The sequence below is a fragment of the Enhygromyxa salina genome, from assembly GCF_002994635.1.
Classification (GTDB): Bacteria; Myxococcota_A; Polyangia; order Nannocystales; family Nannocystaceae; genus Plesiocystis; species Plesiocystis salina_B.
The window spans coordinates 173,410-199,556 of sequence record NZ_PVNL01000117.1; the positions used below are offsets into that span (position 1 = coordinate 173,410).

The following is a 26,147-nucleotide window of genomic DNA, read 5'->3' on the forward strand; positions in this document are numbered from 1 at the left end:
AGGGCACGCGAGCGCTGGGGCGGTTCGTGTACCATCGGGTCAGTGACCGCCAACAAGCCCGAGCCGGATCACACCCCGCGAGCCACCGCCGACAAGACCGTCGCCGAGCCGCGCTCTCCGGCGCCCCAGCTGTTGGACTACGACGCCTCGATGATCGAGCAGCTGCTGCGCAGCACGCTCCCGGCCCACAGTGAGCGGCTCGAGCTGCGCCGCGAGGTCGGTCGCGGGGGCATGGGCACGGTGTGGCTGGCGATCGACCGCTCGCTGCGGCGCCCCGTCGCGCTCAAGCAGCTCGACGACAGCTTCGCGACCAACATGAGTCAGGTCGCCAATTTTCTCCGCGAGGCCCGGGTGACCGCGCAGATCGACCACCCCAACCTGGTCCCAGTCTACGAGGTTGGAGTTCGCGACGGTCACCGCATTTACTACACGATGAAGCTGATCGAGGGCGAAGACCTGGCCGTGCGCGTGCGGGCCAAGCCGCTCGAGGAGCGCAGCCAGACCGAGCTCTTGGATCAGATCGACGCGGTGATCCGGATCTGCGGCGCGGTCGCGGCCGCGCACGACTTTGGCTACGTGCACTGCGACATCAAGCCGCACAACATCATGATCGGGCGCTACGGCGCGGCCTACTTGATGGACTGGGGCCTGGTCCAGCCGCTGCGGCGCGAGTCGGTGATCCGCTCGTCGTCGTACAGCGAGGCGCAGGAGGTCAGCGGCAACGAGCCCAAGTGGATCCGCGACGCCAACCTGGTCAGCGGGGGCACCCCCGCGTTCATGGCTCCCGAGCAAGCACGCGACGCGCCGATCACCGCCCAGACCGACGTGTTCGCGCTGGGGGCCGTGCTGTACTTCATCCTCACCGCGCGCGGTCCGTTCACCAATCGCTCGCGCGACGAGGCGCTGCGGCGGGCCCGGGCCTGTGACTTCGAGCGACCGTCGGCCCTGCGCGAAGACATCCCGCCCGCGCTCGAGGCGATCGTGCTCAAGGCCATGGCCGAGCAGCCCTGCGATCGCTACGCCACCGTCGAGGCCCTGGCGACCGCTCTGACTCGCTACCTGCGGGGCGGCGGCTGGGAATTCGAGTCGGTCAGCGTCGCGGCGGGCGAGCTCGTGGTTCGCCAGGGCGAGTTCGCCGACGCCGCCTACATCATCGTCACCGGTCGCTGCGAGGTCACCCGCGAGGAGCAGGGCGAGCAGCGTGTGCTGCGGGTCATGGAGGCCGGCGAGGTGTTCGGCGAGACGGCGATCCTCGCCGGCTCGCCCCGGACCGCGACGGTCCGCGCGCTGACTGACGTCACGCTGTACGCGATCACCGGTGAGGTGTTCGAGCGCGAGGTCGGGCGCTGGAATCCGTGGGTCGCCCAATTCGTGCAGACGCTCGCGCGGCGACTCGGCGAAGATCGCTGAGCTCTCGTCCGTGGCGGCCTGGCTCACCGCCTGCTGGACCGGCGGCCCTGGGCCTGTCACCTTGGAGCGGTGCTACGCGCTCGCTTGCTCGCCCTGCTCGCTCCCCTCGCGCTGACCGCAGCGATCGCCTGCCAGTCGGTCCCGCCCGCCCACGAGCATCCCAGCCAGCAGGTCGACGACCAAGCCAGCGTCGACACGGGCGTCGTGGTGGTCGAGCGGCTGCTCGCGGTCACCGTCGCCGGGCAGACCGTTGGCACCGTGCAGAGCTTCCTGGAGAAGGCCCCCGACGGGACCTGGACCACGCGCGAGCTGGTGACCTTCGCCCTGACCCGCGAAGGCGGGGGCGCCGACGCGCAATTCTCGAGCACGACCCAGAGCGTGTCGATCTACGACGCCAGCCACCAGCTCGTGTCGGAGGTCGAGATCGAGCGCGAGGCCGACGTCACGATCACCCGCTCGGTCACCGTGAAGGACGGCGAGATCATCTCGAGCTACTCGGGCCCGGGCCGCACGGAAGACATCAAGCACTTTCAGCTGCCCGACGACTATCGCAGCGCGCTCGCGGTCGACTTCGAGCTGGTGGAAGAGTGGAACCGGACCGGACAGCCGGCCACGCGCAGCTTCTCTACCTTCGACGACAATCGTGAGCGGTTTGAGCAGACCACGGTCACGCTGACCGGTGAGATCGAGTTTCGCCACGGTGATCAGCTGATCCCCGCCTATGTGTTTCGCTCGACCCAAGAAGACGGCACGATCGTCGACTCGATCGTCGATCACGACTTCACCCCGCTAAAGGTCGACGCGGCTGGCACCTTTGTCGCCACGCTGGTCGATCAGCCGCCCGCGCTCGGCCAAGGGGGCGGGCGGATCAACAGCGAGCTACCGGTGACGGGGCGGACGACCAATCGCTGGTGGGAGCTGGCCGAGCAGAAGATCACCGCGACCGTGACCGGCGACGACCCCAACGCGCCCTCGCTGTGGGACGACAATCACTATCACGAGGTCGTCCGCGAGGGAGAGCGCTACAACATGACGCTGCTGTCCACGCTGCCGTCCGCTGGGTTTGTCGCGCCCAAGCTGCCGGTCGCCGTCAGCGACCCCGAGGTGCGCCGGTTCCTAGAGCCGACGGCCATGGCCCAATCCGATGATCCCAACATTGTCGCGATGGCCGCGAAGATCGTCGGTGGTGAGACGAATTCACTGGCCGCGGCGTCGCTCATCGTGACGGCGGTGTTCGATAGTCTCGACAAGCAAGCGGGCGTCCGCGGCAGCGCGACCGCCAGTGAGGTGCTGCAAAACGGCGCGGGGGACTGTACGGAGCACGCGGTGCTGGTCGTGGCATTGATGCGCGCCGCGGGGATCCCCGCGCGCGCGGTCGATGGGATCGTGTTCGCTTCCGACAAGGGCGGCAGCGGCATGGCCGGCTATCACGCGTGGGCGGAGATCTGGCTGGGTCAGTGGATTGGCGTGGACGCGACGGTCAACGAGACGGGGACGTCGGCCCGGTATCTGGAGTTTGGGATCGACGAGCCAGGCTCGATGGGGTCAGGCGGAAAGATGATGCGCTCGATCGGCAGGACGGCGATCGAGCTGGGACCGCACCTGACCCACGAAGAGCTGCGCTGAGGGCAGCCGGCGATCTCAGTTCGGTGGGGGGGCCGAAAACCCATACTCTCGCAGCACCGCCTGGCCCTCGTCGCCGACCACGAACGCCGCGAACGCGGTCCCCTGCTCCTCGCTCGGCTCCGGGCTGAGCACCGCCAGCTCATAGATCGCGCTGACCTGCACCGTCGCTGGCATCTCGATCCCTCGTAGACTCGGCGAGCGGGCGAGGTCTGTGGCATATGCGATCCCAGCGTCGGCCTCACCAAGCGCGACCTTCGACAGCACGCCATTGACGCTGTCTTCGTTCGACGCGAGGTTCGCCTCGACGGCCGACCGAATCCCCAGCTGGTCGAGGGCCGCTCGCGCGTAGCGACCGGCGGGGACCTCGGGGCCCGCGAGCACGATCCTGAGCCCCGGCGCGCCCAGCTGGTCGAGGGTGCGCAGCGGTGAGTCTGCGGCCACGACCGCGACCACACGATTGCTCGCGAACACGCGCCGCGACGGGCCCGCTGTGGGCCGCTCGAGCAACACGCGATCGAGCGTCTGGGTGTCAGCCGAAGCGAAGAGATCGGCCTGGGCCCCCTCGGTCAGCTGGCTCGCCAGCAGCTGCGAGCCGGCGAGGTTGAGCACCACGTCCACGCCCGGGTGGGCCGCCTCGTACGCGCGCTCGAGCGCTCGGAATGGCTCGCTCAGCGAGGCGGCCGCGAACACCACCACGGTCTCCTGCGCCCTCGCTCGGCAGCTCGACCCAAGGATCGTCACAGCTGCCAGCAGCAGCGCGCGCAGCGAGGTCAGCGACGGGAGCACGGTCGCAAGCTAGCGGATCCCTGCGACGGGTGCGAACACCCCAACCGGGTCGGGTGGTGGGTCACATCGACTCAGCCACGGCGCTGACCATTGTGGTCGACCGCCATGGGGAATTTCGTGACACCCGGGCGCGGCGCGCTTCAACTCGGGTCGAATGGCTATTTGCTATCGGGCCACGATGTACGCAACGACTGAGCATATTCGCCCACCCCGCGCGGAGCTCGGTTTCTCGCACCATGCGCGACGACAAGCACGTGAAACCCACGCGCTGGCTTCTCCCGTGTGCGGATTGGTCGTCAGGGGGTGCCAGCGGCAGGTACGAGCGGTAGTCTGGTGTTGTGAATCCTGTACCGCGCCGCTCCGGCCAGCTGTCACTCGACGGCTATCGGAGCACGCAGGTGCTGCGGGAGTCGGAGCGCACCCGCGTGTACGCGGCCCAGCGCGAGAGCGACCAGCGACGCGTGGTCGTGAAGCTCTACGACCTCGATGACCTCGACGGGCTCGAGGTCCGCATCGACCACGAGTTTCGCACGATTCACGGCCTCGAGCTCGAAGGCATCGTCAGCGTGCTCAGCTATGAGTGCCACGCCCGCGAATTCGCGCTGGTGCTCGATTGGTGCGAGGGCGTCACGCTCGAGGAGTACCGCGGAGGTCGGCCGCTGCCGGTCGCCGACGCCATGGTGATCGCGGTCCAGCTCGCGCGAATTCTCGCTGATCTGCACCGCTACAAGGTCACCCATCGCAACATCAAGCCTTCGAACATCTTCATCGACCCCAAGACCAAGGTCGTCTCACTCGGCCACTTCGGGCTCAGCGTGGTGCTCGAGAGCGAGCGCCAGCGGATCAACGATCCGCGCGTCATCGACAGCATCCTGCCCTACGTCTCCCCCGAGCAGACCGGTCGCACCCACCACGAGGTCGACTTCCGCAGCGATCTCTACTCGCTCGGCGTCAGCTTCTACGAGCTGCTCGTGGGCCGCCGCCCGTTCGAGGCCACGACCCCGCTCGAGCTGATCCACGCCCACCTCGCGCGTCGGCCCCAGACCCCGCAGCGACTCCGCCCGGAGCTCCCCACCATGCTCAGCGCGGTGGTGATGAAGCTGCTCGAGAAGGCTCCCGAGCGGCGCTACCAGTCCGCCCGGGGGCTGCTCGCCGATCTCGATCGCATCCACGCCGCGCTGACCTCCGGCTCCCCGACCGAGGCCTTCTCGCTTGGCGCCGACGACGTCCCGGCGGTGCTGCAGCTGCCGCATCGGCTCTACGGTCGCAGCCGCGAGACCGAGAAGCTCGCCCAGCTGTTCCGCGACGCGAGCCACGGTCACCCTCACTGCGCGCTGATCTCGGGGCCCACGGGGATCGGCAAGACCGCGCTGGTCGCCCAGCTCGCCGAGCCGGTGCTGGGGCGCCACGGCTACTTCGCGCGCGGCAAGTTCGAGCGCGAGCAGATGGACAAGCCCTACGCGGGCGTGTTCGCGGCGTTCTCCGACCTCGCCGATCAGCTGCTCACGCGCAGCGACAGCGAGCTCGCGCCGATCCGCGCCAAGCTGCTCGAGCGCCTGGGCCCGAGCAGCTTCGTGCTGCATGAGCTCGTGCCCAAGCTGCGACCGATCCTCGGCTCGGTCCCGGCGAGCCCCGAGATCGGGCCAGTCGAGTCTCGCAACCGGATCGCGCTGGCGTGCGCGGGTCTGATCGCCGAGTTCGCCCGCGTCGAGCACCCGCTGGTGTTGAGCCTCGACGACCTCCAGTGGGCCGACGAAGCCAGCTGCGAGCTGATCGCCGCGATCCTGGTCGAGCCCGAGGCGGCGCTGTTGGTGGTCGGCACGCTGCACACGGACGCGCTGGCCCCCGACGCACCCGCGCAGCAGCTGCTCGATCTGCTGGCGGGCCGCCCCGATCAGGCCGAGCTCATCCAGCTCGGACCGCTCAGCCGCGACGACCTCGCAACCTTGATCGCCGACGCGCTGGCCTGGCCGATCGATCTGATCCGTCCGCTCGCCGAGATCGTCGGCCGCAACACCAACCACAACCCCTTCTTCGTGGGCCAGTACCTCGCGCACCTGGTCGAGCTCGGGTTGCTGCGGTCGACCTCGCTCGGCTGGGAGTGGGACGCGGGCGCGATCGAGTCCGCCGGTCTACCCGAGGATCTCTTGTCGATGATGACCGCGAAGCTCGGGCTGCTGACGCCCGCGCAGCGCGAGCTGCTGGCCGCCGCCGCGGTGATCGGCATGCGCTTCGACGTCGCCACGCTCGGCGCGCTAGTTGGCAACGACGTGGTCAACCTGGCGCTGGTCCCGATGATCAAAGAAGGCCTGCTGACCTCGCTCCCGGCCGGCCGCTACGGGTTCACGCACGACCGGATCCGCGAGGTCACCTATCAGATGAGCGCCCCCGAGCAGCGCGCGCAGCTGCACCGCATCGTCGGGGAGAAGTGCCTCGAGCGCAGCGGCCTGGGCGAGATCGAGGAGTCGATCTTCGAGATGGTCGACCACCTCGACCTCGGCTACGGGCTGGTCCCGTTCGCGGAGGAGCCGGCCGAGGTCAGCGCGGAGCGGGCCCGTCGGATGCTCGGCGAGCTCGGTGAAGAGCACCGCTCGTTGCTCGCCGAGCTCAACGCCCTCGCCGGCCACAACGCCCAGATCGGGGCGGCTCACCGCGCCGCGGTCCGCTACTTCGAAGCCGGGATTGCCCTGGTCAGCAAGGGCGAGACCCAGGGCGACGACACCAAGGATCCCGCCGAGCCACGCCGCAGCTCCCACCTCAACCACGAGCTGCGCTTCTCGCTGGAGCTGGGTCGCTGTCAGGCGCTGGGCTTGGCCGGCAAGCGAGCGCAGGCGGAGCTCCACTTCGACCGGCTGCTGCAGGCGCCCCTCGACTTCGCCCGGGTCGGGCGGGCGATCGCCGGGCGCGTCGAGCTGCGGATCGCCAGCACCGACCGACTCGGCGCGATCGAGTGTGGCATGGACGGGCTCACGCGACTCGGCGTGCAGGTCCTGCCCGACGACCCCAGCCCCGACCAGTTCCCGCTCAATCGCCTGGTCCCGATGCTGCGCTCGGCCGAGCTGCGCAAGCTCGGCGACACCCAGGCGGTCCGCGATCAGCGACTCGAGGCCGCGCTCGAGATCCTGACCACGCTGATCCCGGTCTCGCACCTGCTCGACGCGGATCTCCACGTCGCCATCGTCACCGAGCACACCCGGATCATGCTCGAGCACGGGCGCCATCGCTCGGCCTCGCTGGCGCTCAGCTACGCGGCGATGATCGTCGGCACCACGGTCGGCCAGCGCCAGCTCGCGCTCGAGATCGTCGAGCTCGCGCGCGAGCTCGCCAACCGCCCGGGTTCACACCGCCAGCGGATCGAGCCACCCTACTGGGTCGTGGCCTCGTGGGTCCGGCCCTACGCCGAGGGCCTGGCCCCGCTGCGCGAGTCCGTTGGCCTGGCGCTCGGGGCCGGCGACAGCGAGGTCGCCAGCTACGCCACCGACATGGGCGTGACCATGAGCCTGTCCGCGGGGGTCAGCTTGCCAGCGCTCGAGCGCATGGCCGGCACCGCGACTCGCCGGCTGCGACAGTGGCAAGCGGGGCCGCTGATCGTCCGCGCCGAGGCCTACCTCGACTTCGCGGGCTCGCTGCTGAGTGGTGATGAGGCGGCCCTGCGAGCTCACGAGCACGAGGACGACGCGGGCGCCAGCAGCATCTCGCACCTGCCCTCGCAGTACATGGTCCGCCTGCTGCGGGCGTGGAGGCGCTGCCTGTTCGGCGACTGGCAGCAGGCCTTCGCCGAGCTCGACGCCATGGATGACTTCCAGCGCGTCGTGTTTGGGGCCTGGCACCTGTGCGACTACGCGTTCTTTCATGGGCTCAGCGCGGCCGGCCTGCGCGGCGCCGCACAGGACGAGGAGACCCGCGAGCAGCTGCTGTGGGTCATGCGCTTGAACCTCGAGCTGCTCGAGGCCGCGGCCGAGCTCGCGCCTGCCAACTGCGTCCCGCGGGCGGCGGTGCTGGCCGCCGAGGTCCACGCCGCCGAGGGCAGCTCGGTTCAGGCGCTGGCCAGCTACTCGGCCGCGCGCCGCTCCGCGGTCGAACATCAGCTGCCGTGGGTCGAGGCGATCGCGCTGGAGCGCTCGGCCCTGCACCTGCGCGCGCTCGGCCTCGATGACCTCGCGCTGGGCCCGATGCGTGACGCTCGCGCGCGCTACGGCAGCTGGGGTGCGCTCACCAAGGTCGCGCAGCTCGACCGGCAGTGGCCCGAGCTCGCCGACGGGCCCAGCCAGGCGACCGACCGTCGCGCCCACGCTGGCGGTCCCGCGCGGCGGTCAGACGGAGCAGGCGAAGCGAGCGCTGCAGCTGCAGGTGCGAGCTCGCAGGCGTTCAACGCCAGTCGGGCCCTGGACCTCGCGTCGATCCTCAAGGCCTCGCAGGCGATCGCCGGCGACATTCGGCTCGACGACGTCGTCGATCGGGTCATGGCGATCGCGCTCGAGAACGCGGGCGCCGAGCGGGGCGCCCTGCTGCTGCCGGGCGCCGCCGGCTTCGAGCTCGCGGCGCTGTGCTCGGCCGACGGACCCACGTCGGGTCAGGGTTCACTCCCGCATCCAATACCCGTCGAGAGCGCGGGCGCCCGGGTCCCAGTCTCGCTGCTGCGCTGGGTCGAGCGCACCCGCGAGTCGGTGATCCTCGACGACGCCGCCGCCGACATGCGCTTCGCCAGCGATCCGTACATTGCGGCGCAGGCGGTCCGCTCCGTGCTCAGCATGCCGATCCTCAAGCACGATCGCCTGGTCGGGCTGCTGTACCTCGAGAACAAGCTCAGCACCGGGAGCTTCACGATCGATCGCCTGGAGCTGCTGCACCTGCTGATGGCCCAGGCCGCCAGCGCGCTCGAGAACGCCCAGCTGTTCGAGGCCCTGCGCGGCAGCGAGGTCCGCTGGCGCTCGCTGGTCGAGGGTCTGCCCGACGTCGTGATGCTGGTCGACCCTCGCGGCCGGCTGGAGTTCATCAACCATTTCGTCGGCGAGTTCGCCCCTGGCGGGGAGCACCACGCGGTGATCGGCGCCCCAGTCGACGCGCTGGTGCACCCAGACGACGCCGACGGACTCCACGAGCAGATGAGCCAGGCGATCCGCGATCTGCGACAGACCGAGCTCGAGCTGCGCGCTGCCCTGCGCAGCTCCAAGATGCGCTGGTACGCCGTGCGCCTGGCCCCGATCGCCGTCGACGGTCGCGTCGAGCGGATCATCGCGGTCGCGACCGACATCACCGAGCGACGCGACGCGCAGCAAGCCAGGGAGCAGCTCGAGGCCCAGATCCGTCAGCAGCAGCGGCTCGAGTCGATCGGCACGCTCGCCAGCGGCGTCGCCCACGAGATCAACAACCCGGTCCAGGGCATCATGAACTACGCCGAGCTGATCGCGACCATGCCGGGCATGGACGAAGTCGCTCGAGAATTCGCGGGCGAGATCGGCTACGAGTCACAGCGTGTCGCGGCGATCGTCCGCAGCTTGCTGTCGTTCTCGCGCGAAGAGAGCGAGCTTCGGTTCGCGGCGACCGACATCGGTGACGTGATCGAGGGGACCCTGCTGCTGGTTCGGACCGTGATCGGCAAGGACCAGATCGAGCTGAGCGTCGACCGACCCAAGCATCAGATCATCGTCGAGTGTCGGGCTCAGCAGATTCGCCAGGTGATCATGAACTTGGTCACCAACGCGCGTGACGCCCTGTGCTCGCGCTGGCCCGGCTACCACGAACACAAGCGCATAGAGATTCGGGTCCAGCCGTTTCGCCACGACAGCGGTCGTCCCTGGCTTCGCATCAGCGTGGCCGACGAGGGCGGCGGCATTCCACCCGAGGTCGTCGGTCGGATCTTTGATCCCTTCTTCACGACCAAGGGTCGGGATCAGGGCACGGGATTGGGTCTCTCGGTCAGCCACGGGATCATCAGCGATCACGGCGGAGAGCTACGGCTCGAAAACGAGCCTGGGGTTGGAGCCTGCTTCCACGTAGAGTTACCCACCGAGACCAGCCAGGCGGCCGGCTCCGAGTCACGCGATTAGCGCGACGTTTCAATTCCACCCAAGCCTGCCTCAAATTTCCATTCTGACTGGATTACTGTTGCTTTTTACACATAAATACTGGAAAATACTCGCCGTGAATCCTGCCAGAATTCACAAATACTGAATTTCTAATAATGGATCCTCAACCACCGCCGTATCCCCGATCAGATGTTCGACACCGTCGCCCGTGATGTCCAAGGTGCCGCCCTCGAGTGGCGTGGTGTCCCGATCCTCGACCGCTTGAGGCTGCTCCGCAGCGCTGGTGAGCTGCTGCGTGACAACCGTGAGGCCCTGCTCGACTGTCTGCGGGCCGACGGGTTATCCACAGCCCTGGCTGAGTACTACGGCGCCTGGATCCTGCGTCAGGCCGAGCCTGACTTGCTCGAGCAGACCGCGAACGAGCTGCTGCGAACCACGCCGGCGCGCGATGAAGTGTTGGTCCGCCGACCCGACGGCGTCGTCGCGCTGATCACTCCCGGCAACTCGCCAACCATCAACACCGCGCCGCTGTTCAGCATGCTGCTGGTCGGCAACGGCGTGATCATGCGGGCGCCAGGCAGCGACGGCGGCGTCCGGCTGATCGCCTCGCAGTGCGTCGGGGCCACGCTCGCGTCCGCCGGCTACTCGCCCAAGCTCGTGCAGGTGGTCACGGGCAAGACCCGGCCGCTGCTCGAGCAGATCTACGCCAGCCCGATCGTCGACACCATCGTGTTCTTTGGCAACGCCGCGTCCGGCAAGTCCGTGGCCGAGCGCGGCCACGCAGCCGGCAAGAAGGTCGTGCTCGAGCTCGAGGGCAGCGACTGCATGGTGGTCTGGTCCGACGCCAACCTCGACGCCGCGCTCGACAGCGCGACCCGGGGCTTCGACTTCTCGACCCAGCCGTGCCCGATCCCCAAGCACTTCTTGGTCCACCCGGCGATCCGGTCGGCGTTCGTCGCTGGCCTGTGCGAGCGGGCCAACGCGCTCGCCAGCGTGGAGGCGGACCCCGAGGCGGGCCCCCTGGTCCCCCTGTTTCGACCCGAGAAATTCGACCTGCTGCTCGAGCAGGCCAAGCGCTGCGGCGAGATCGCCTGCGGGGGCCACCGCACCGACGCGACCGGTCAACCCAGCGTCAGCGGCCAGTACGGGGCGCCCACCGTGGTCGTGCTCGAGCACGACGCCGCGCTGCTGAGCAGCCCGCTGTTCCGCGAAGAGATCAACGTGCCGATCCTCCCCGTCGTCAGCTACGCCGGAGACGACGCCGCGATCCTGCAGACGATGGTGCAGACCATCAACGAGATCCCGTTTGGCCTGCGCACCTCGATCTGGACCGCCGACGATGAGATCGCGACGAGCTTCGTGCGCGACGCGAAAGACGTCGGCCTGGTGCTGGTCAACAAAGATCACGCCCATCACCCCTGCTACCTGTCGCCGTGGGGCGGGCCCAAGCGCAGCGGTGGTCCGCACGGCGAGAGCCACCTGTTCTGGCAGAAGACCTCGCGGCTGCAGGGCGTGGCCGCGCCGCCCCACGTGATCCGCAAGGCCCTGCTCGGCGCGGGCGACAAGCTCGAGCTGAACATCGTCGATCAGATCGCATGGTTGACCCTCAACCGACCCGAGCGCCACAACGCGATCGATCAGGGCCTGGCCGCGGAGCTGTCGGACGCGGTGGATCAGCTCGTCACCCAGGCACAGGATCTGCGCGGCGTGGTCCTGCGCGGGGCCGGCTCGTCGTTCTGTAGCGGCGCCGATCTGACCATGCTGCGCCACCTCGACGCCAAGGCGGCGCGGCGCTTCATGCAAGACGTGACCTGGACCCTGCGCCAGCTCGAGCGCCTGCCGGTCCCCAGCTTGGCGTTGGTCCGCGGGTTCTGTGTCGGCGGCGGCTTTGAATTTGCGCTCCACTGCGACGCGATCATCGCCAGCGCCGACGCCAAGTTTGGGCTCCCCGAGGTCCGCCATGGCCTGACCACCACGGCCGGCGCCGTCGGTCGGCTGGTCCAGGCGGTCGGCAAGCGGCGCGCCAGCCAGTGGCTGTTGACGGGCGCCCGGATCGACGCGGCCACAGCCGAGGCCGCCGGCTTGCTCAGCGCGGTGGTCCCCCCCGATCAGCTCGACGCCGCCGCCCACAGCTGGTGCGAGCACGCCCGCAGCCTCCCGCGCTCGGGCGTGAGCGCCTACAAGCGACTGCTCGCGCCGCTCGGCCCGTCCGACACCTGGCTGTCCGAGCTCGAGGCCTTCGAGGCGCTGGTGCGGGGCCAAGATCAGGGGCAAGACCATGCTTGATCTGACCGGGCAGGTCGCGCTCGTGTCCGGGGGCTCACGCGGGATTGGAGCGGCGATCTGTCGGGCGCTGGCGGCCCGCGGAGCCAAGGTCGCCGTCAACTACCGCAGCAGCGAGGCCGCCGCGACCAGCCTGTGTCGCGAGATCGAGGCAGCTGGCGGCGTCGCGCAACCATTCGTGGGCGACGTGGGCGACTCGGCTCAGGTCACCCAATTGGTCGCGGCGGTCGCCCACACCTGGGGTCCGATCAACGTGCTCGTGCACAACGCCGGGCTGCAGCACTCGGCCATGGCCCACCGCATGAGCGACCAGCAGTGGCGCGAGAGCCTGGCCGTCAACCTCGACGCAGCCTTCTATCTGGCTCGCGCCGTGCTCCCGGCCATGCGCGCCGCCGAGGCGGGCGTCGTCGTGTTCATCGCCTCGGCCTCGGGCAGCATCGCCCAGGCTGGCGCCGCCGGCTACGTCGCGGCCAAGCACGGCCTGATCGGGCTGACCAAGGCGCTCGCGCTGGAGTCGGCCGCCAAGGGCATCCGCGTCAACGCCGTCTCACCGGGTCTCACCGACACCGATATGGTCGCGGACTTGAGTCCAGACCAGCGCGCCGGCCTGCTGGGCATGATCCCGCTGCGGCGCATCGCCAGCCCCGACGAGGTCGCGGCCACGGTCGACTGGGTCGTCCGCGGCGCGACCTATACGACCGGCAACGTGTTTCACGTTGGTGGCGGCGTCGCGATGGGCTGAACCAACCTCCACACGCACACGACTCCCGCATGGCTGACAACCGGACCTTTCTCTACGACATCGCCGGCAACGCGCACGTCGCCGTGCATGGCACCGCGCCTCCCGGTGACGAAGAGTGGCAGGCATATCTCGACGACATCCTCGATCGCGTGCACGAGTGCCGCGGCGTCATCGTCAACACCACGGGCGGCGGCCCAACGGCGGCCCAGCGCCGCGCCTCGACCGAGCACTGGAATCGCTACGGCAGCACCCCGCGCATGGCGATCATGACCGTCTCACCGGTCGTCCGCGGGATGGTCACCGCCCTCAGCTGGTTCCTGGGGACCAATATTCGCGCGTTTACAATCGATGGGTTCTCCGACGCTGGCAAGCACCTCGCGCTCAGCGACGCGGACGTCGAAGAAGTCCGCACAATGGTCGAGAAGCTGCGTGCGCAGCTGTAGAAAGGGAGATTGCGTGGATTTCAACTGGTCGCCGAACCAAGCCGAATTGTTCGAGCGCAGCCTCGAATTCGCCAAACGCCGCGTCGAGCCGCACGCCAAGGCCGAGCAATTCAATCTGGATGTGTGGAACGAATGTGGTGAGTTCGGCCTGACCGGGCTGGCGATACCAACCGAGCACGGCGGCCTGGGCCTCGACGCGCTGACCACCGCGCGCGTGCTCGAGGCGTTTGGCCAGGGCACCTGCGATCTCGGCTTGCTGTTCTCGGCGGGCGCTCACCTGTTCGCGTGTGCGCGCCCGATCCTCGAGCACGCCGAGCCCGAGCTGGTCGAGCAGCTGATCCCGGCGCTCGCGCGCGGCACCAAGATCGGCGCCAACGCGATGACCGAGCCTGGGGCTGGCTCCGACACTCAGCAGCTCGCCGCGCGTGCGGTCCGTGACGGTGACGACTACGTGCTGCAGGCCGACAAGGCGTTCGTCACCAACGCCCCGATCGCCGACGTCTTCCTGGTCTACGCCACGACCGAGCCCTCGCACGGGTACCTGGGCCTCAGCGCGTTCGTCGTCACGCCCGACATGCCGGGCGTGCGGGTCGGCGCGGCCATGGCCAAGGTCGGGCTCGGGTCGTCGCCGTTCGGCAGCCTGTACCTCGAAGACTGCCGCGTGCCCGCTCGCTACCGGGTCGGCCCAGAGGGCGCGGGCTCGCGGGTGTTTCAGAGCTCGATGGCGTGGGAGCGGGCCTGCCTGTTTGGAATCTATCTCGGCGCCATGCAGCGGCAGCTCGACGCCGTCGTCTCGCACGCGCTCGAGCGCAAGCAATTCCGCCGGCCGATCGGCAAGTTCCAGGGCGTCAGCCACCGCATCGCCGACATGCAGCTACGCCTCGAGTCGGCCCGCATGCTGCTGTATCGCGCGTGCTGGATGCACGACCAGCAGCGCGACTCGGTCCTCGCGATCAGCCTGGCCAAGCTGGCCGTCAGCGAGGCCGCGGTCCAGTCCGGGCTCGACGCCATTCAGCTGCACGGTGGGCTCGGCGTGGTCGCCGAAGCCGGGATCGAGCGTGGCCTGCGTGACGCCCTGGCGAGCACGGTGTTCTCGGGCACCTCCGAGATCCAACGCAACCTGATCGCGCGGGCGCTGGGCCTATGAACTTGGCGGCGTTGGTGATCGAGGCCGCCCGCCGCACACCCAGCGCGGTGGCGATCGTCGGGCCCGACGCGCAGCTGAGCTACGCCGAGCTCGACCAGCAGGCCGCCGGCCTCGCAGCCGTGCTCGTGGCCGCGGGCGTCCAGCCAGGTGACCGCGTCGCGCTGTGGCTCCCCAAGTCCGCCCGGGCGATCGTGGCCATGCAGGCGACGCTGCGAATTGGCGCCGTGTATGTGCCGATCGACCCCGAGAGCCCGGCCGCCCGCGCGCGCAAGATCATCACGGACTGCGCGGCGCGGTGCCTGGTGATCGATCGTGACCGCCCCTCACCGCTCGACGATGAATTGGCCGATCGCGTCGCGCTGATCCCCGCCGATGAGCGGCCGCCATCGCCCCTTCAGCCTGGCGTGGCCGCGGTCGAGCTCGACCCCGAGCAGCTCGCCTACATTCTCTACACCTCCGGCTCGACCGGCACCCCCAAGGGCGTCGCGCTCAGCCACCGCGCCGCGCTCTCGTTTGTCAGCTGGGCCCACCAGACCATCGGCGGCGGCCCCGATGATCACTTCGCCTCGCACGCGCCGCTGCACTTCGACCTCTCGGTGCTCGATCTCTACGCCGCGTTCATGGCCGGCGCCCGGGTGTGCCTGATCCCCGAGGGCCTGGCCTACGCGCCCGCGCAGCTGGTCGAGTTCATTCGCAGGCACGCGATCACCGTGTGGTACTCGGTGCCCTCGGCGCTGATCATGATGATGGATCACGGCGGCCTGCTCGAGCTCGAGTCGCCGCCCACCCGCATCCTGTTCGCGGGCGAGCCGTTCCCGATCAAGCACCTGCGCCGGCTCCACGAGCGGTTCGCGGGCGTTCGCCTGCTCAACCTCTACGGTCCGACCGAGACCAACGTCTGCACCTCCCACGAAGTCCTGACCATCGACCCCGCGCGCGCGAACCCGGTCCCGATCGGCCGGGCCTGCTGCGGCGACGAGGTCTGGGCGATCAAGCCAGACGGCGAGCACGCGGGTGTTGGCGAGACGGGCGAGCTCATGGTTCGTGGCCCCACCGTCATGACCGGGTATTGGGGCCAGCCGCCCCTCGCCCACCAGCCCTACCCGACCGGCGACATCGTCCGCGTGCTCGAGGACGGCGTCTACGAGTACGTCGGCCGCCGCGATCACATGGTCAAGGTCCGGGGCATGCGGATCGAGATCGGCGAGGTCGAGGCCGCGCTGCTCGAGCACCCGGCGATCAACCAGGTCGCCGTGGTCGTCGCCGGGACCGGGCTCGAGGCCCGACTCGTCGCGTTCATCTGTGCGCGCGAGCGCGTGTCCCTGCTCGCGCTCAAGCGCCACTGCGCCGCGCGCCTACCCAAATACATGCTGATCGATCAGGCAACGATCCTCGCCGAGCTCCCGCGCACCCGCAACGGCAAGATCGACCGAAAGCTGCTCGTTGCATCGACCCAACCAGTACCCGAGGCACAACCGTAAATGGACGTCAAATCAGTCAATCAAGCGCTCAAGGGCTTCATCACCGACAAGCTGCTCCACGGTGATGGCGCCGAGCTGACCGACCACACCCCGCTGCTCGAGTGGGGGATCGTCGACTCCCTCGCCATGGTCTCGCTGTTGACCTTCGTGCAGACCAGTTTCGGCGTCACGATCCCCGACGACGAGGTCTCGCCTCGCAACTTTCAGAGCATCGAGGCCCTGCAGAACCTGATCATGCGTGTTGCTCGAGACCGCCCCGAGGGTGCGGACGGAGGGGCAGACCAAGGTGCGTGATCACTACGATGTCATTGTGATCGGCGGCGGGCCAGCGGGCTCCGGCTCCGCGATGCTGCTGGCCGAGCGCGGGCTGAGCGTGCTGATGCTCGAGAAGGATCAATTCCCTCGCTACCACGTCGGCGAGAGCTTGACCGGGACCGCCGGCGACTTCATCACCCGCGCGGGGCTGAACGAGCAGATGGCCGCGCTCGACTTCGTGCCCAAGCCCGGTGTCAAGGTCGTGGGTCGTGAAGGCGCCGAGTTCTTCGTGCCCGTGTTGCGACCGACCTGGCAGGTTCGAAGGGCCGAGTTCGACCACCTCCTGCTCGATCTCGCGATCTCCAAGGGCGTCGAGCATGTTCGCGGCGCCGCCAAGAGCGTGCTCTCGGAAGCCGGACGTGTCACGGGCATTACCATGACGACGGCCGAGGGTGACGACCGAGTCGTCCATGCATCGTTCGTCATCGATGCGTCTGGCCAGAGCGTGTTCATGTCCCGGCAAGAGATCGCCGGCCCGCGTCGGGTCGCGGCTTTCAATCGCCAGATTGCCCTGTACTCCCAGTTCTCTGGGGTGGTGCCCGACGTCGGCGTCCAACATAACTCGACCGTCATCTTTTATCGTGATACCTATCATTGGGCTTGGTTGATCCCGGTCAGCTCGGAGCTCGTCTCGATCGGCGTGGTGTTGCCGACCTCCAGCTACAAGCTGCGCGGCGGCACCTCGAAAGGCGCGATGGCGTGGGGCCTCGAGCACCTGCACCCCGAGCTCACGCAGCGGGCGTCTGGGGCCACCCAGGTCGAGGGCATGCACGTGTCGCGCAACTACTCGTACCGGGTCGATCCCTTCGCCGGTCCTGGCTGGCTGTGTGTCGGCGACTCACACTGCTTCACGGATCCCATCTTCTCGTTTGGGGCCTCGTTCGCGCTCACGGAGGCTCAGGCCGCCACCGACACGATCGTCGCCGCGCTCGCAAACCCGACCGCCGAGCCGGAGTTACTCCAGACCTACGCCGACTACTGCAATCGCGGCCAGGGTCGCGCCGCAGAGCTCATCCGATACTTCTGGAAGTTCCCCGCATTCTTTGCATACATGACCAAGGGTCAGTACGGCGATGATCTCGTCCGTCTACTGGCGGGCGACTGCTTCACGCCCGAGCCGCTGGCCGCCACGGTCGAGATGAAGAAGAGCCTCCAGGACTCGCCGTTGCTGCACCGAATCCCCGAAGGTCGGGGTCGGGACATCGCCGCGCGTATCTACGAGCGCTTTGACTTCTTCCAGGGCGTCGACGCGGCGTTCTTGGATCTCAGCGAGGGCGTGATGATCTACTTCATCCTCGCCGAGGACGACATTGATCTCTACGACTCGCTGCGCGACTTCGAGGAGCAGCTGGTCAGCGACTTCGGCCGCGATGAGCTCGCGGTGCTCAGCTTCACGCCAGACATCATCGAGGCGATGCCCCCGCTCGACGACGCCTACACGATCGTGGATCGGCGGCGGCAATGATGGCGACGGGGGCTGCTACAGGGACCGGGCGCCGGTTCCTCGAGCGTCCGGTCGTCGAGCCGGGCCTGAACACCTACCCGCAGGCCGAGCTCGCCGAGCTGTTCCGTCGGCGCTTGAGCTCGCTCGAGGGCAGCGAGCAGATCCGCCAGATGGTCGGCTTCGTCTACGAGCACTCGGGGATCGAGCAGCGCCACGTCGAGGTCAGCGTCCCGGAGATCGAGTCGCGCGGCGGCTGGTATCGCCTGGTCAACGCCGCGACCTTGTCGCTCGCGACGCGAGTCCTCACCAAGCTCGTGCGCGATGATCTACCCGCCGACAGCTTTGACGCGCTGGTGGTCGTCAGCGCCAGCTACGCTGGCTTTCCCTCGCTGAGCCGGCTGCTGCAGACCGAGCTGGGCATGCGCCTGGACGCCCTGTGTTACGACCTGACTGGGCTCGGCTGCGCGGGCCCAACCCACGGCCTGCACCTCGCCGACATGCTGATCACCAGCGGCGCCGCCCGGCGGGTGTGCGTGGTCTGTGCCGACGCAATGGGCACCCACGGTGAGAGCCGCGTCCACAACCAGGTCCCCGACATGTCGCAGCTGGTCGCGCACTGCCTGGCCTCCGACGGCGCCGCCGCGGTCGTGGTTGGCGCCGAGCCGAGCGCGGACGGCTGTATCTCGTGGGACGGCTGCCAGCTCGACAGCCGCCTGTGGCCCGACAGCCTGGCCGAGAACGACTTCACCGCGTCCGAGGACAACCAGCCGCTGATCTCCGTTGGCAAAGAGATCCGCACGCGCCTGCTCGACGAGCTGGGCCCCACCGTCTCCGCCGCCCACCCCGAGACCACCTACTTTCACCCCGGCGGCGCCTCGCTCATGCGCCAGCTCGGCGCCAGCTTTCCTGCGTTTGCGCCCACGCTGGATATCTCGAGCAAGGTGTTGCGCGAGCACGGCAACATCGGCTCGGCCTCGGTGCTGTGGGTGCTGCACGAGGCCTGGGCGCTGCACGACGCGGGCGTGCGTGGGTTTGGGCCGGACTTGCGGTTGATCGCGCTTGGGCCGGGGATCATGTCCACGCAGCTGCGCTTGACCGGAGTCAGCAAGTGATCAGTTCGCGAGATCGCCACCACCACAAATTAGCTAGGAATGACAACCGACGTGAGATACGACCAGGCGGACGAGCCGAAATCCGGCAATTGAACTGAGTCGGCAATTGGGTGTCCAACCTGAACGACCTGGAAGCGTTGAGGAGGACTATTGGATGCATGGGAATTGAGAGAGAGCGAGCTACTCGCTGCGTGAGGCGGCCTCCGAAAACAACGCACCGGACGGGAGTTCTCGCAGGAGTGGGCGGCGGCGGACCAGAGTCGCCGCGCGAGCTTTCACGAGCCTACGTTCGCGCCCATCTCGCGCGCCCGCGCTGTTAGCCTCCCCGCGCATGCGCTGGGAAGATACCTGCATCATCATCGCCGCCGTCACGGTCATGGCCTGTGGCGAGCCCGCTGGCGAGGGGGCCGAGACCAGTGGTTCGGCCGGCACCGAGTCGAGCGGCACCGAGTCGAGCACGACCTCGTCCGAACCGGAAACCGACACGAGCACGGACACGGACACGGGCACCGACACCGACTCCGACTCCGACACCGACACCGACACCGACGGAAACATCGACCTCGGTCCCCCCGTGATCCGCGTCAACGTTGGCGGCCCGGCGATCGCCGAGTTCCTCGCCGACGACGCCCAAAATTCTCCCTACCGCTTCAGCCCCGACACGCAGGTGTTCGCGCCCGCCTCCCCCATCCCAGGGCCAACGGTCCCGGCGGAGCTGCCCGTCGAGGTGCTCGAGAGCGGCCGCGTCGAGGCGCCCGAGCTCGAGGGCGGCACGGGCCAGCTCCGCTACGCGCTCCCGGTCGAGCCTGGCCCCTACCAGCTGCGCCTGCACTTCGCCGGGCCGTCCGCAGGACCCGGCACACGCCTGGCCCAGCTGCTCATCGACGGCCAGCCCGTGGGCGAGGTCCTCGATCTGTCCGCCCTCGTCGACGGCGGCGTCGCGTCCAGCGTGGTCGTCGAGATCGAGGCCGAAGCGTGGCTCGACATCGAGCTCGTGCGTGTCCCCGGCAGCGAGATGCCACTGCTGTCGGCGTTCGAGCTGTTCGGCGCAGGGGCGCTGCGCGACGGGCCAGACGGCGCTGTGTTTCACATCACCCCGGCCGGGGCTGGCAGCGGCGCGAGTCTCGAAGACGCGGCGGGTCTGGCCCAGCTGCCTGGGCTGATCGCCGCCGCCGCGCCCGGCGACGAGCTGTGGATCCACGCAGGCATGGGCGACTACATGACCAACGGCGAGCTGGCGATCAGCGCTGGCGGCAGCGAAGCGGCCCCCATCGTGATCCGGGGCGTCGGCGCAGACTGGCACGACCACGGCCGTCCGCGGTTTGTCGGCAGCCGTGCTGATCCGTGGACCCCCGACGGCGCCACGGGTGGCACGGTCTTTCGGCTGCAGCCTGGCGCCGATCACCTGCACTTCATCAACCTCGACTTCGCCAACCAGGGCAACGGCGTGTGGCGGACCACGGGCAACCTCGAGGATCTGCACATCGAGAACGTGGTCGCGCGCAACGTCCACCGCCTGGTCGAGGACTACGCTGGCGGCGGCGAGTCCGAGTCCACGATCACCGACCTCATCCTGAAGGACGTCAGCGTCCGCGGCTATGCCCGGGCCGTCGCGCGCTTGCAGTACAGCACCCACGACGTGCTGATCGAAGACGTCTTTGGTGACTCGGAGTCGCAGCAGTACGAGTCATTCTCCACCGGCCTGACCTTCTACGAGTTCGCCCACGACGCGGTCGTTCGCCGCACCGTCATGCTCAACCACCGCCAGCTCGACGTCGAGGGCTACTGGAACGCAGACGGCTTCTCGAGCGAGCGCGACAACACCAACCTCCGGTTCGAGGACACCTACGCCGCGGGCAACACCGACGGCGGCTACGATCTCAAGTCGACGCAGACCACGCTGGTCAGGGCGATCGCCGTCGACAACAAGCGCAATTTCCGGTTCTGGGGTCAGGGGGAATTTGTCGAGTGTGTCGGCCTCGACCCAAACCAGCGCGGTGGCTCGGGTACCCAGGCGCAGCTGCACGTGGTCAGCGGCGCGCAGCTGCAGGTCAGCAACAGCCGATTCCAAGACGACGACGCGAGCACGATCGTGTTCGACATCGACGACGACGGCGTGGCGATCGTGACCGGGGGCTGCGCTCAGCATCATCCTCAGGCGACCTTGCAGACCGTCGAAGCGCAAGCGTCGCTGGACCTCGAGGACGTCGCCCCGCAGTGCCCGTGACGGGGAAGGCGACGTCGACTTCCCGTCTCGGTGGTCTGCCAGCCCCTGGGCGCCGGAGGTGCTGGGGTCGAGCCTAAATCAATGGCGATTGCGCCCCATGCGAGCATGCGCCGTGACCCAGTCGCCGGCACACACCGCGGCGATCAGGCTGATCTCGGCCGCCATGATGGTCGCGGCCGCCAGCTCACATAGTTTGTACACCTTGCCCGTACCGTAGCAGTCCATCATCTCGAGCGCGGCTCGCTGGCTCGGCAAATGGGTGCCGCCGCCGTAGGTGCCGACGACAAGGCCGGAGATCGTCATCTCCCACTCGAGCACGCCGCGCTCGATATCGTGGCGCACGGTGGTGAAGGACAGGCTCGACTCGGGCACCGAGCCGACATCCTGACCCGTGGCGATGAAAAGTGCCGCTAGCGTATTGGAGGTGGAAGGTGTCGAAGTGCCCTGCCAGCCGATGCTCGCTGCGCTGCTGGCGAAGATGCTGTGCCAGGCGACAATGTCCTCAGACCGAGCGCGGGTGGTCTCATACAGCAGCGTGTCTGGAATTGCCGCCGAGCACGTAACCTGCTTGCCCCGGCCCATGAGGGTGTTCATGTGACTCGGCATCTTTTCGCCGCTCAGGCCACCATCCATGAAATAGCGGACGATCGCCGGATACCTGTCTGCGATGCCCGCACAAGCATTGGCCACGGCCACCGAGACCATGTTCTGGCCGGCTGCGTCGCCGCTTAGCAAGGACACGCGTAGATGGACGAAGCGCCCGATAGTGAACGGGGTGAGCGATTGTAAGCGTCCGACCCGTGTTGTCGCTTCCACACGTTCCGTGAACCACGCCGTGTCATTCACAATATCCTGTGCGAATTGCCTTGCCGCCACAATTGAGTCGAACTCGAACACGGGAGCGCGCTGGATGCCGCGGTCGGCGACCAGACAGACACGCACGCCACCTGACGCCGTCAGGAGCTTCATACCTCGACTGGCGGACGCCACCAGGGTGCCCTCGGTGGTTGCTAGCGGCACGTGGAACTCGCCCTGCGCGTGCTCGCCATGGATCACCAGCGGTCCTGCCAGCCCGATCGGTACCTTGGCGAGGCCGATGAAATTCTCGATGTTGTTGGTGATCTTGTCTTCGTATACTTCCTGGCCTGCGAAAATTTCTGCGGGAACGTCGCTGGTCATAGTCTTGCGTTTCATCGCGGCACCGTAAACAAATCACGATGACCCGTCGACAGAACGACGCGCGACTCTGCTCCTCGATCTCGATTTCATCGCGGCCTGGCGCGAGTGGCGAGCCCTCGCTACACCATGCCCCCGTGGGTCCCGCAACCCCTATAGGAATTGCTAATTGTGACGCAGACGACACCGACGATTTTTTCCATTCATCGAGCCGGGGCGGTCGGGGCAGACCGCGAATACCGGCTGCCCGGCGTGCAGGCCTCCCGGGCGGTCGCGGAGCTGCAGTCGCGGAGCTGCAGTTGATCGGTCGTCGGTGACGCTGGGTCCGCGATCTTTCAGCTGATAGGCTCCCGCGCATGCCTACCCCCACTAACTTCTCACGTGTGCGCTGCGGCGACGCGCTGATCGTGTGCCTCGTGTCCGGCGTGACAGGTCTGGCCATGTTGGCGTGTACACCGGGCGCCGACGACATGGCCTCGGACGCGACGTCCTTCGACACGACGTCCGATGATACTTCCGCGAGCAACGGCGACGGCGACGGCGACCCCGGCCCGGGCGACGGCGACGGCGATCCCGATCCGGGCGACGGCGACGGCGACCCGGGTGACGGCGACGGCGACCCGGGTGACGGCGACGGCGACGGCGACGTCCCGTCCGTGTGTGACGCGGTCGAGCTCCCGCCCCGCGCGGGTGAGCAGATCGTGGTCTCGCCTGGCGCCGCTGGCATGGTGATGGTCGGCGATAGTGCGACGACGCTGCGCGCGGTCATCTCGGGCGCGAGTGAAGGCGACACGATCCTGCTCGAGGACGGTACCTATACCTTCCCAGAGGTTGGCAACGGGCAATACTCTGGCATCTACATCACCACCCCAAACATCACCGTGCGCTCCATGAGCGGCAACCCAGACGCGGTGATCCTCGACTCGGCGTACCGAAGCCACGGTGGTCAGAGCGCCGTCATCACGATCGCCGCCCCGGGTGTGGCGCTCGCAAACCTCACCGTGACGCGCTCGATCTTCCACCTCGTGCATTTTTGGACTGATGGGGACGACGCGATCATTCACAACGTCCACCTGATCGACGGCGGCCAACAGTTCATCAAGTCGAGCTCGGGCGACGGGCTGATCGACAACGTCGAGATCTCTTGTTCACGCTTTGTGATGACGGCCGAGGGGCGGGACAACGTCTGGGGCTACGGGCCGCAGAACGGGCAGACGCGCTGCTACACCGGCGGGATCGACACCCACGAAGCGACCAACTGGCACATCCACGACACCCACTTCGAGGGGATCTACTGCGACGCGACAGGGGTGCAGCGCCCCGCTCATGGCCAACACGCGGCCGACCGCGACAACATGACCTACAACGGCGGGCTCTCCGAGCACGCGATTCACATGTGGGACAGCCCGTCTGGCGGCCACGTGATCGAGCGCAACCGCATCATCAATTGCGCGCGCGGCATCGGCCTGGGCTTCACGACCGAGGTCTACGGCACGCAGATCGTCAACAACATGGTCTACTCCGAGCATGCGGGCGGCGGTCAGCACGACGTGGGGATCAGCGTCGAGCGTGGCGTCGACATGCTGCTCGCCCACAACACCGTGTACTACAGCCACCCCGAAAGCTACAAAGACGGGATCGAGTACCGGTGGGGGTCCACCGCCAACCTCGCGGTGCACGGCAATCTGACCAATCGCAATATCCGCTCCCGCGACGGCGCGGTCGCGAGCGTGACCGACAACCTGACCGACGCCGACGGGAGCTGGTTCGTGGACGGCGACGCGGGGGACCTGCACCTCGTCGACTGCATGGCCGCCGAGGCGGCGCTGCTGCCCGAGGTGCCGCTCGACCTCGACGCCGACTCGCGAATCGATCCAACCAGCCCCGGCGCCGACGCTTGCGCTGGCAACTGACCGGGTCATCCTAGCCGGTCGGTGGGAACACGATCGGCGCGCAGGTCGAGACCCCAGCGCCGACCACCGCTGCGGGCCCGTCGTCGCTCACCAACGTGTTGGTGTGCTCGACGGGGTCGTAGTCGTAGACCTTGGTCGGTCCAAAGTTCTCGGAGATGAAGATCCAAAACCGGCCGCCCCAGTGCGCGAACGCGAAGCCGCCGGGCGTGAGACCCAGCCCATCGATATCCGGCAGCTCGACGTTGGAGAGCGCGGTCCCGTCTTGCTTGTCGACCTCGCCCAGGTGGATCTCGGGACCACACGGATTGTCTGCGGTGCACGGGTGATCGAACTCGAATGACCAGTTCATGATCAAGATGAACAGCCGCCCCTCGCCGGTACCCGTCAGCTCCGTCCCCGAGAACACCGTGCCCTGGCCCTGCTGAAATTCGTAGTATTTGCCAATCGCAGGATCGCCGCCGACCGGATACACGTAGGTCGCGTGGTCGACGAAGAACAGCTGCTCCGTGCCGCTGCCCTCGGTCTCGCTCACGAACGCCATCCCCATCCCGCTCGCCCACTCGTCGCTCATCGGCAGCTGGCCTTGATCGGGCAGACACTCGCCGGTATCGAGGTTGAGCCGGTCGAGGCGCTTGGGGTACGGCTCCGACGGGCCGTTGGCCGGGCTGCCCCACTGAATCCAGGCGTGACGATTTCGATCTACCGCCATCGAGGAGACCGCCCACCCCTCGGTGCCGGCGCACACGACATCCACGACCCACTCGAACGCGAGGGTCTCGGGATCAAACCCAAAGATCTGCTCGGGCTCGTTGTTCTCGCTGCCGCGCGTGAGCACGTAGATCGGGTTGTCGACGACCTCGCCACACATGTCCGGGCCGCCGCCGAGATCACCACCGAGATCGAACTTCGGGCCGTCGTCGCCCTGGTCTTCGTCGCTGCCGTCGCTCTCGTCGCCCTCGTTGCTGGACGACCCGTCCGCGCTGGAGGTCGCGTCCGCCGTCGACCCAGCTGTTGGCCCGGCCGAGAACGTGCCATCCGCGCTGGAGTCGCTGCCGCACGCAGTGATGAACAGCGCCGCGAGGGCGAGCGTGGAGGAGCGGAGGTCGAGCTTTGGCAGCGTCATGCCCCGCGTTTACCAAATGGATCAGTCGCAGATCCACGAATACTTGATGCGGTCGACCCACGGCTTGGGCCCACCATCGTGGTGAAAGGTGACCTTGACCTGCTTGTTCGAGTGCGGAGGCAGCTCGAAGGGCATGAACCAGTCGCCGCTGCCCGGCAAGCTCGCGACGTCGAGCGCGGCCCCGGACTCGTCCATGAACGCCGCTGTTGCGACGCTGCCGATCTCGACGAAGCCGTTGCCGTCGTTGGTAAAGCGGATCTTGGCTCGCCATCCGCCGTTGGGCAGGTGCAGCGGGACGGCGCTGACGTCGATGACGTCCAGCGTGGAGAACGACAGATCGTCGCCGCAGCTGCGCTTTTGTGGCTTGGGCTTGGGCTTGGATGCTGCGCCGGAGGTGGGCGCGGGGCCCGGTTCGGGCTCGGGTTCGGGCTCGGGTTCGGGTTCGGGCTGGGGCTCGGGGTCGACGGGTTCGGGTTGGGGCTCGGGCGTTGGTGGCTGCGCGGCTGCGCAGCGCTCGAGCTGCGGCGGCGCGACCTCACCCTCGCCGAGCTCGAGCTCGAGCACGACGGTGTCGCCTTGATGACCCACGCGAACGCACGCGCCTGCACCCAGCGTGGGCGTGTGACCGGCGTCGAGCTCGGCCACCACGAGCACCCGCTGTTGCTCGAGCTTGGTCGAGGCCACGCTGCCGATCGCGACTCCTCGGGCGATCACGGGCGTCCCCGCGCTGATGCCCGGCGCCTCATCGAGCACGATCGTGGGTAGCACGGCGGGAGTCGACGCGGTCTCTTGCGGTGCGGCGCTGCGACATCCGCAAGCCAAACAACCCGCGAGGACCAGCGCCGCCTGGAGGATCCGAGTGGGCATGTCGGACGATGGTCGCTCGTACG

17 protein-coding genes are annotated in these 26,147 nt (G+C 68.1%); 13 read left to right on the plus strand and 4 right to left on the minus strand.

The features are described 5' to 3' along the window. Window positions 1–42: 42 nt before the first annotated feature. Both ENSA7_RS29495 and ENSA7_RS29500 read left to right on the plus strand, forming a co-directional pair. Window positions 43–1,410 (plus strand): protein kinase domain-containing protein, encoded by a 1,368-nt coding sequence (locus tag ENSA7_RS29495; protein ID WP_106092707.1) that lies wholly within the window; start codon window positions 43–45, stop codon window positions 1,408–1,410. A 69-nt stretch (window positions 1,411–1,479) separates the two neighbouring features. Beyond that, a complete protein-coding gene (locus ENSA7_RS29500) occupies window positions 1,480–3,036 on the plus strand; it encodes a transglutaminase-like domain-containing protein (RefSeq protein WP_146158261.1) in 1,557 nt (518 codons plus the stop codon). A 15-nt stretch (window positions 3,037–3,051) separates the two neighbouring features. Here the strand turns inward: ENSA7_RS29500 and modA are convergent, their stop codons facing one another. After that, window positions 3,052–3,822 (minus strand): molybdate ABC transporter substrate-binding protein, encoded by a 771-nt coding sequence (gene modA / locus ENSA7_RS29505; RefSeq protein ID WP_106092709.1) that lies wholly within the window; start codon window positions 3,820–3,822, stop codon window positions 3,052–3,054. A 338-nt stretch (window positions 3,823–4,160) separates the two neighbouring features. On the opposite strand from modA, the gene ENSA7_RS29510 reads away from it, so the two are divergent. The 10 genes from ENSA7_RS29510 (at window position 4,161) to ENSA7_RS29555 (ending at window position 21,045) form a co-directional block, all read left to right on the plus strand. Next, window positions 4,161–9,872, plus strand: coding sequence for an AAA family ATPase (locus tag ENSA7_RS29510; protein ID WP_106092710.1), 5,712 nt, complete (start codon window positions 4,161–4,163; stop codon window positions 9,870–9,872). A gap of 168 nt (window positions 9,873–10,040) precedes the next feature. Then, window positions 10,041–12,137 (plus strand): aldehyde dehydrogenase family protein, encoded by a 2,097-nt coding sequence (locus ENSA7_RS29515; protein WP_106092711.1) that lies wholly within the window; start codon window positions 10,041–10,043, stop codon window positions 12,135–12,137. Then, window positions 12,130–12,876 carry an SDR family NAD(P)-dependent oxidoreductase gene (locus ENSA7_RS29520; protein ID WP_106092712.1) on the plus strand — a complete coding sequence of 249 codons (747 nt, stop codon included), beginning with the start codon at window positions 12,130–12,132 and terminating at the stop codon, window positions 12,874–12,876. The genes ENSA7_RS29515 and ENSA7_RS29520 overlap by 8 nt, the downstream gene beginning before the upstream one ends. 29 nt (window positions 12,877–12,905) lie before the next feature. After that, window positions 12,906–13,319 carry an STAS/SEC14 domain-containing protein gene (locus tag ENSA7_RS29525; protein WP_106092713.1) on the plus strand — a complete coding sequence of 138 codons (414 nt, stop codon included), beginning with the start codon at window positions 12,906–12,908 and terminating at the stop codon, window positions 13,317–13,319. Between the two features lie 13 nt (window positions 13,320–13,332). Then, window positions 13,333–14,466: an acyl-CoA dehydrogenase family protein gene (locus ENSA7_RS29530; RefSeq protein ID WP_106092714.1), complete on the plus strand. Its 1,134-nt coding sequence runs from the start codon at window positions 13,333–13,335 to the stop codon at window positions 14,464–14,466. Next, a complete protein-coding gene (locus ENSA7_RS29535) occupies window positions 14,463–15,947 on the plus strand; it encodes an amino acid adenylation domain-containing protein (RefSeq protein WP_106092715.1) in 1,485 nt (494 codons plus the stop codon). Before ENSA7_RS29530 ends, ENSA7_RS29535 begins: the two co-directional genes overlap by 4 nt. Next, window positions 15,948–16,241, plus strand: coding sequence for an acyl carrier protein (locus ENSA7_RS29540; protein ID WP_106092716.1), 294 nt, complete (start codon window positions 15,948–15,950; stop codon window positions 16,239–16,241). After that, window positions 16,186–17,727: an NAD(P)/FAD-dependent oxidoreductase gene (locus ENSA7_RS29545; RefSeq protein ID WP_106092717.1), complete on the plus strand. Its 1,542-nt coding sequence runs from the start codon at window positions 16,186–16,188 to the stop codon at window positions 17,725–17,727. The genes ENSA7_RS29540 and ENSA7_RS29545 overlap by 56 nt, the downstream gene beginning before the upstream one ends. After that, the gene (locus ENSA7_RS29550; protein WP_106092718.1) at window positions 17,724–18,818 is read left to right on the plus strand and encodes a beta-ketoacyl-[acyl-carrier-protein] synthase family protein; all 1,095 of its coding nucleotides are present in this window, start codon (window positions 17,724–17,726) and stop codon (window positions 18,816–18,818) included. Before ENSA7_RS29545 ends, ENSA7_RS29550 begins: the two co-directional genes overlap by 4 nt. Before the next feature lie 331 nt (window positions 18,819–19,149). Further along, window positions 19,150–21,045: a hypothetical protein gene (locus ENSA7_RS29555; RefSeq protein ID WP_106092719.1), complete on the plus strand. Its 1,896-nt coding sequence runs from the start codon at window positions 19,150–19,152 to the stop codon at window positions 21,043–21,045. A 78-nt stretch (window positions 21,046–21,123) separates the two neighbouring features. Here ENSA7_RS29555 and ENSA7_RS29560 read toward each other — a convergent pair whose 3' ends face one another. Further along, entirely contained in the window at window positions 21,124–22,239 is a 1,116-nt protein-coding gene (locus tag ENSA7_RS29560; RefSeq protein WP_106092720.1) for a hydroxymethylglutaryl-coenzyme A reductase family protein, read from the minus strand. Between the two features lie 338 nt (window positions 22,240–22,577). Here ENSA7_RS29560 and ENSA7_RS29565 point away from each other — a divergent pair, with 338 nt between their 5' ends. Further along, window positions 22,578–24,134 carry a right-handed parallel beta-helix repeat-containing protein gene (locus ENSA7_RS29565; RefSeq protein ID WP_146158262.1) on the plus strand — a complete coding sequence of 519 codons (1,557 nt, stop codon included), beginning with the start codon at window positions 22,578–22,580 and terminating at the stop codon, window positions 24,132–24,134. A 10-nt stretch (window positions 24,135–24,144) separates the two neighbouring features. Here the strand turns inward: ENSA7_RS29565 and ENSA7_RS29570 are convergent, their stop codons facing one another. Together ENSA7_RS29570 and ENSA7_RS42620 are read right to left on the minus strand one after the other, a co-directional pair. Further along, the gene (locus ENSA7_RS29570) at window positions 24,145–25,257 is read right to left on the minus strand and encodes a hypothetical protein (protein ID WP_106092722.1); all 1,113 of its coding nucleotides are present in this window, start codon (window positions 25,255–25,257) and stop codon (window positions 24,145–24,147) included. Between the two features lie 21 nt (window positions 25,258–25,278). Next, a complete protein-coding gene (locus ENSA7_RS42620; RefSeq protein WP_146158263.1) occupies window positions 25,279–26,124 on the minus strand; it encodes an MlaD family protein in 846 nt (281 codons plus the stop codon). Window positions 26,125–26,147 lie beyond the last annotated feature (23 nt).

Excerpts from the sequence above, each read along its gene's own strand:
- ENSA7_RS29565 (WP_146158262.1), top strand. The coding sequence starts at position 22,578 with ATGCCTACCCCCACTAACTTCTCACGTGTGCGCTGCGGCGACGCGCTG.
- ENSA7_RS29570 (WP_106092722.1), bottom strand. The coding sequence starts at position 25,257 with ATGACGCTGCCAAAGCTCGACCTCCGCTCCTCCACGCTCGCCCTCGCG.
- ENSA7_RS29555 (WP_106092719.1), top strand. The coding sequence starts at position 19,150 with ATGCGCTGGGAAGATACCTGCATCATCATCGCCGCCGTCACGGTCATG.
- ENSA7_RS29520 (WP_106092712.1), top strand. The coding sequence starts at position 12,130 with ATGCTTGATCTGACCGGGCAGGTCGCGCTCGTGTCCGGGGGCTCACGC.
- ENSA7_RS29515 (WP_106092711.1), top strand. The coding sequence starts at position 10,041 with ATGTTCGACACCGTCGCCCGTGATGTCCAAGGTGCCGCCCTCGAGTGG.
- ENSA7_RS29535 (WP_106092715.1), top strand. The coding sequence starts at position 14,463 with ATGAACTTGGCGGCGTTGGTGATCGAGGCCGCCCGCCGCACACCCAGC.
- ENSA7_RS29525 (WP_106092713.1), top strand. The coding sequence starts at position 12,906 with ATGGCTGACAACCGGACCTTTCTCTACGACATCGCCGGCAACGCGCAC.
- ENSA7_RS29550 (WP_106092718.1), top strand. The coding sequence starts at position 17,724 with ATGATGGCGACGGGGGCTGCTACAGGGACCGGGCGCCGGTTCCTCGAG.
- ENSA7_RS42620 (WP_146158263.1), bottom strand. The coding sequence starts at position 26,124 with ATGCCCACTCGGATCCTCCAGGCGGCGCTGGTCCTCGCGGGTTGTTTG.
- ENSA7_RS29560 (WP_106092720.1), bottom strand. The coding sequence starts at position 22,239 with ATGAAACGCAAGACTATGACCAGCGACGTTCCCGCAGAAATTTTCGCA.
- ENSA7_RS29540 (WP_106092716.1), top strand. The coding sequence starts at position 15,948 with ATGGACGTCAAATCAGTCAATCAAGCGCTCAAGGGCTTCATCACCGAC.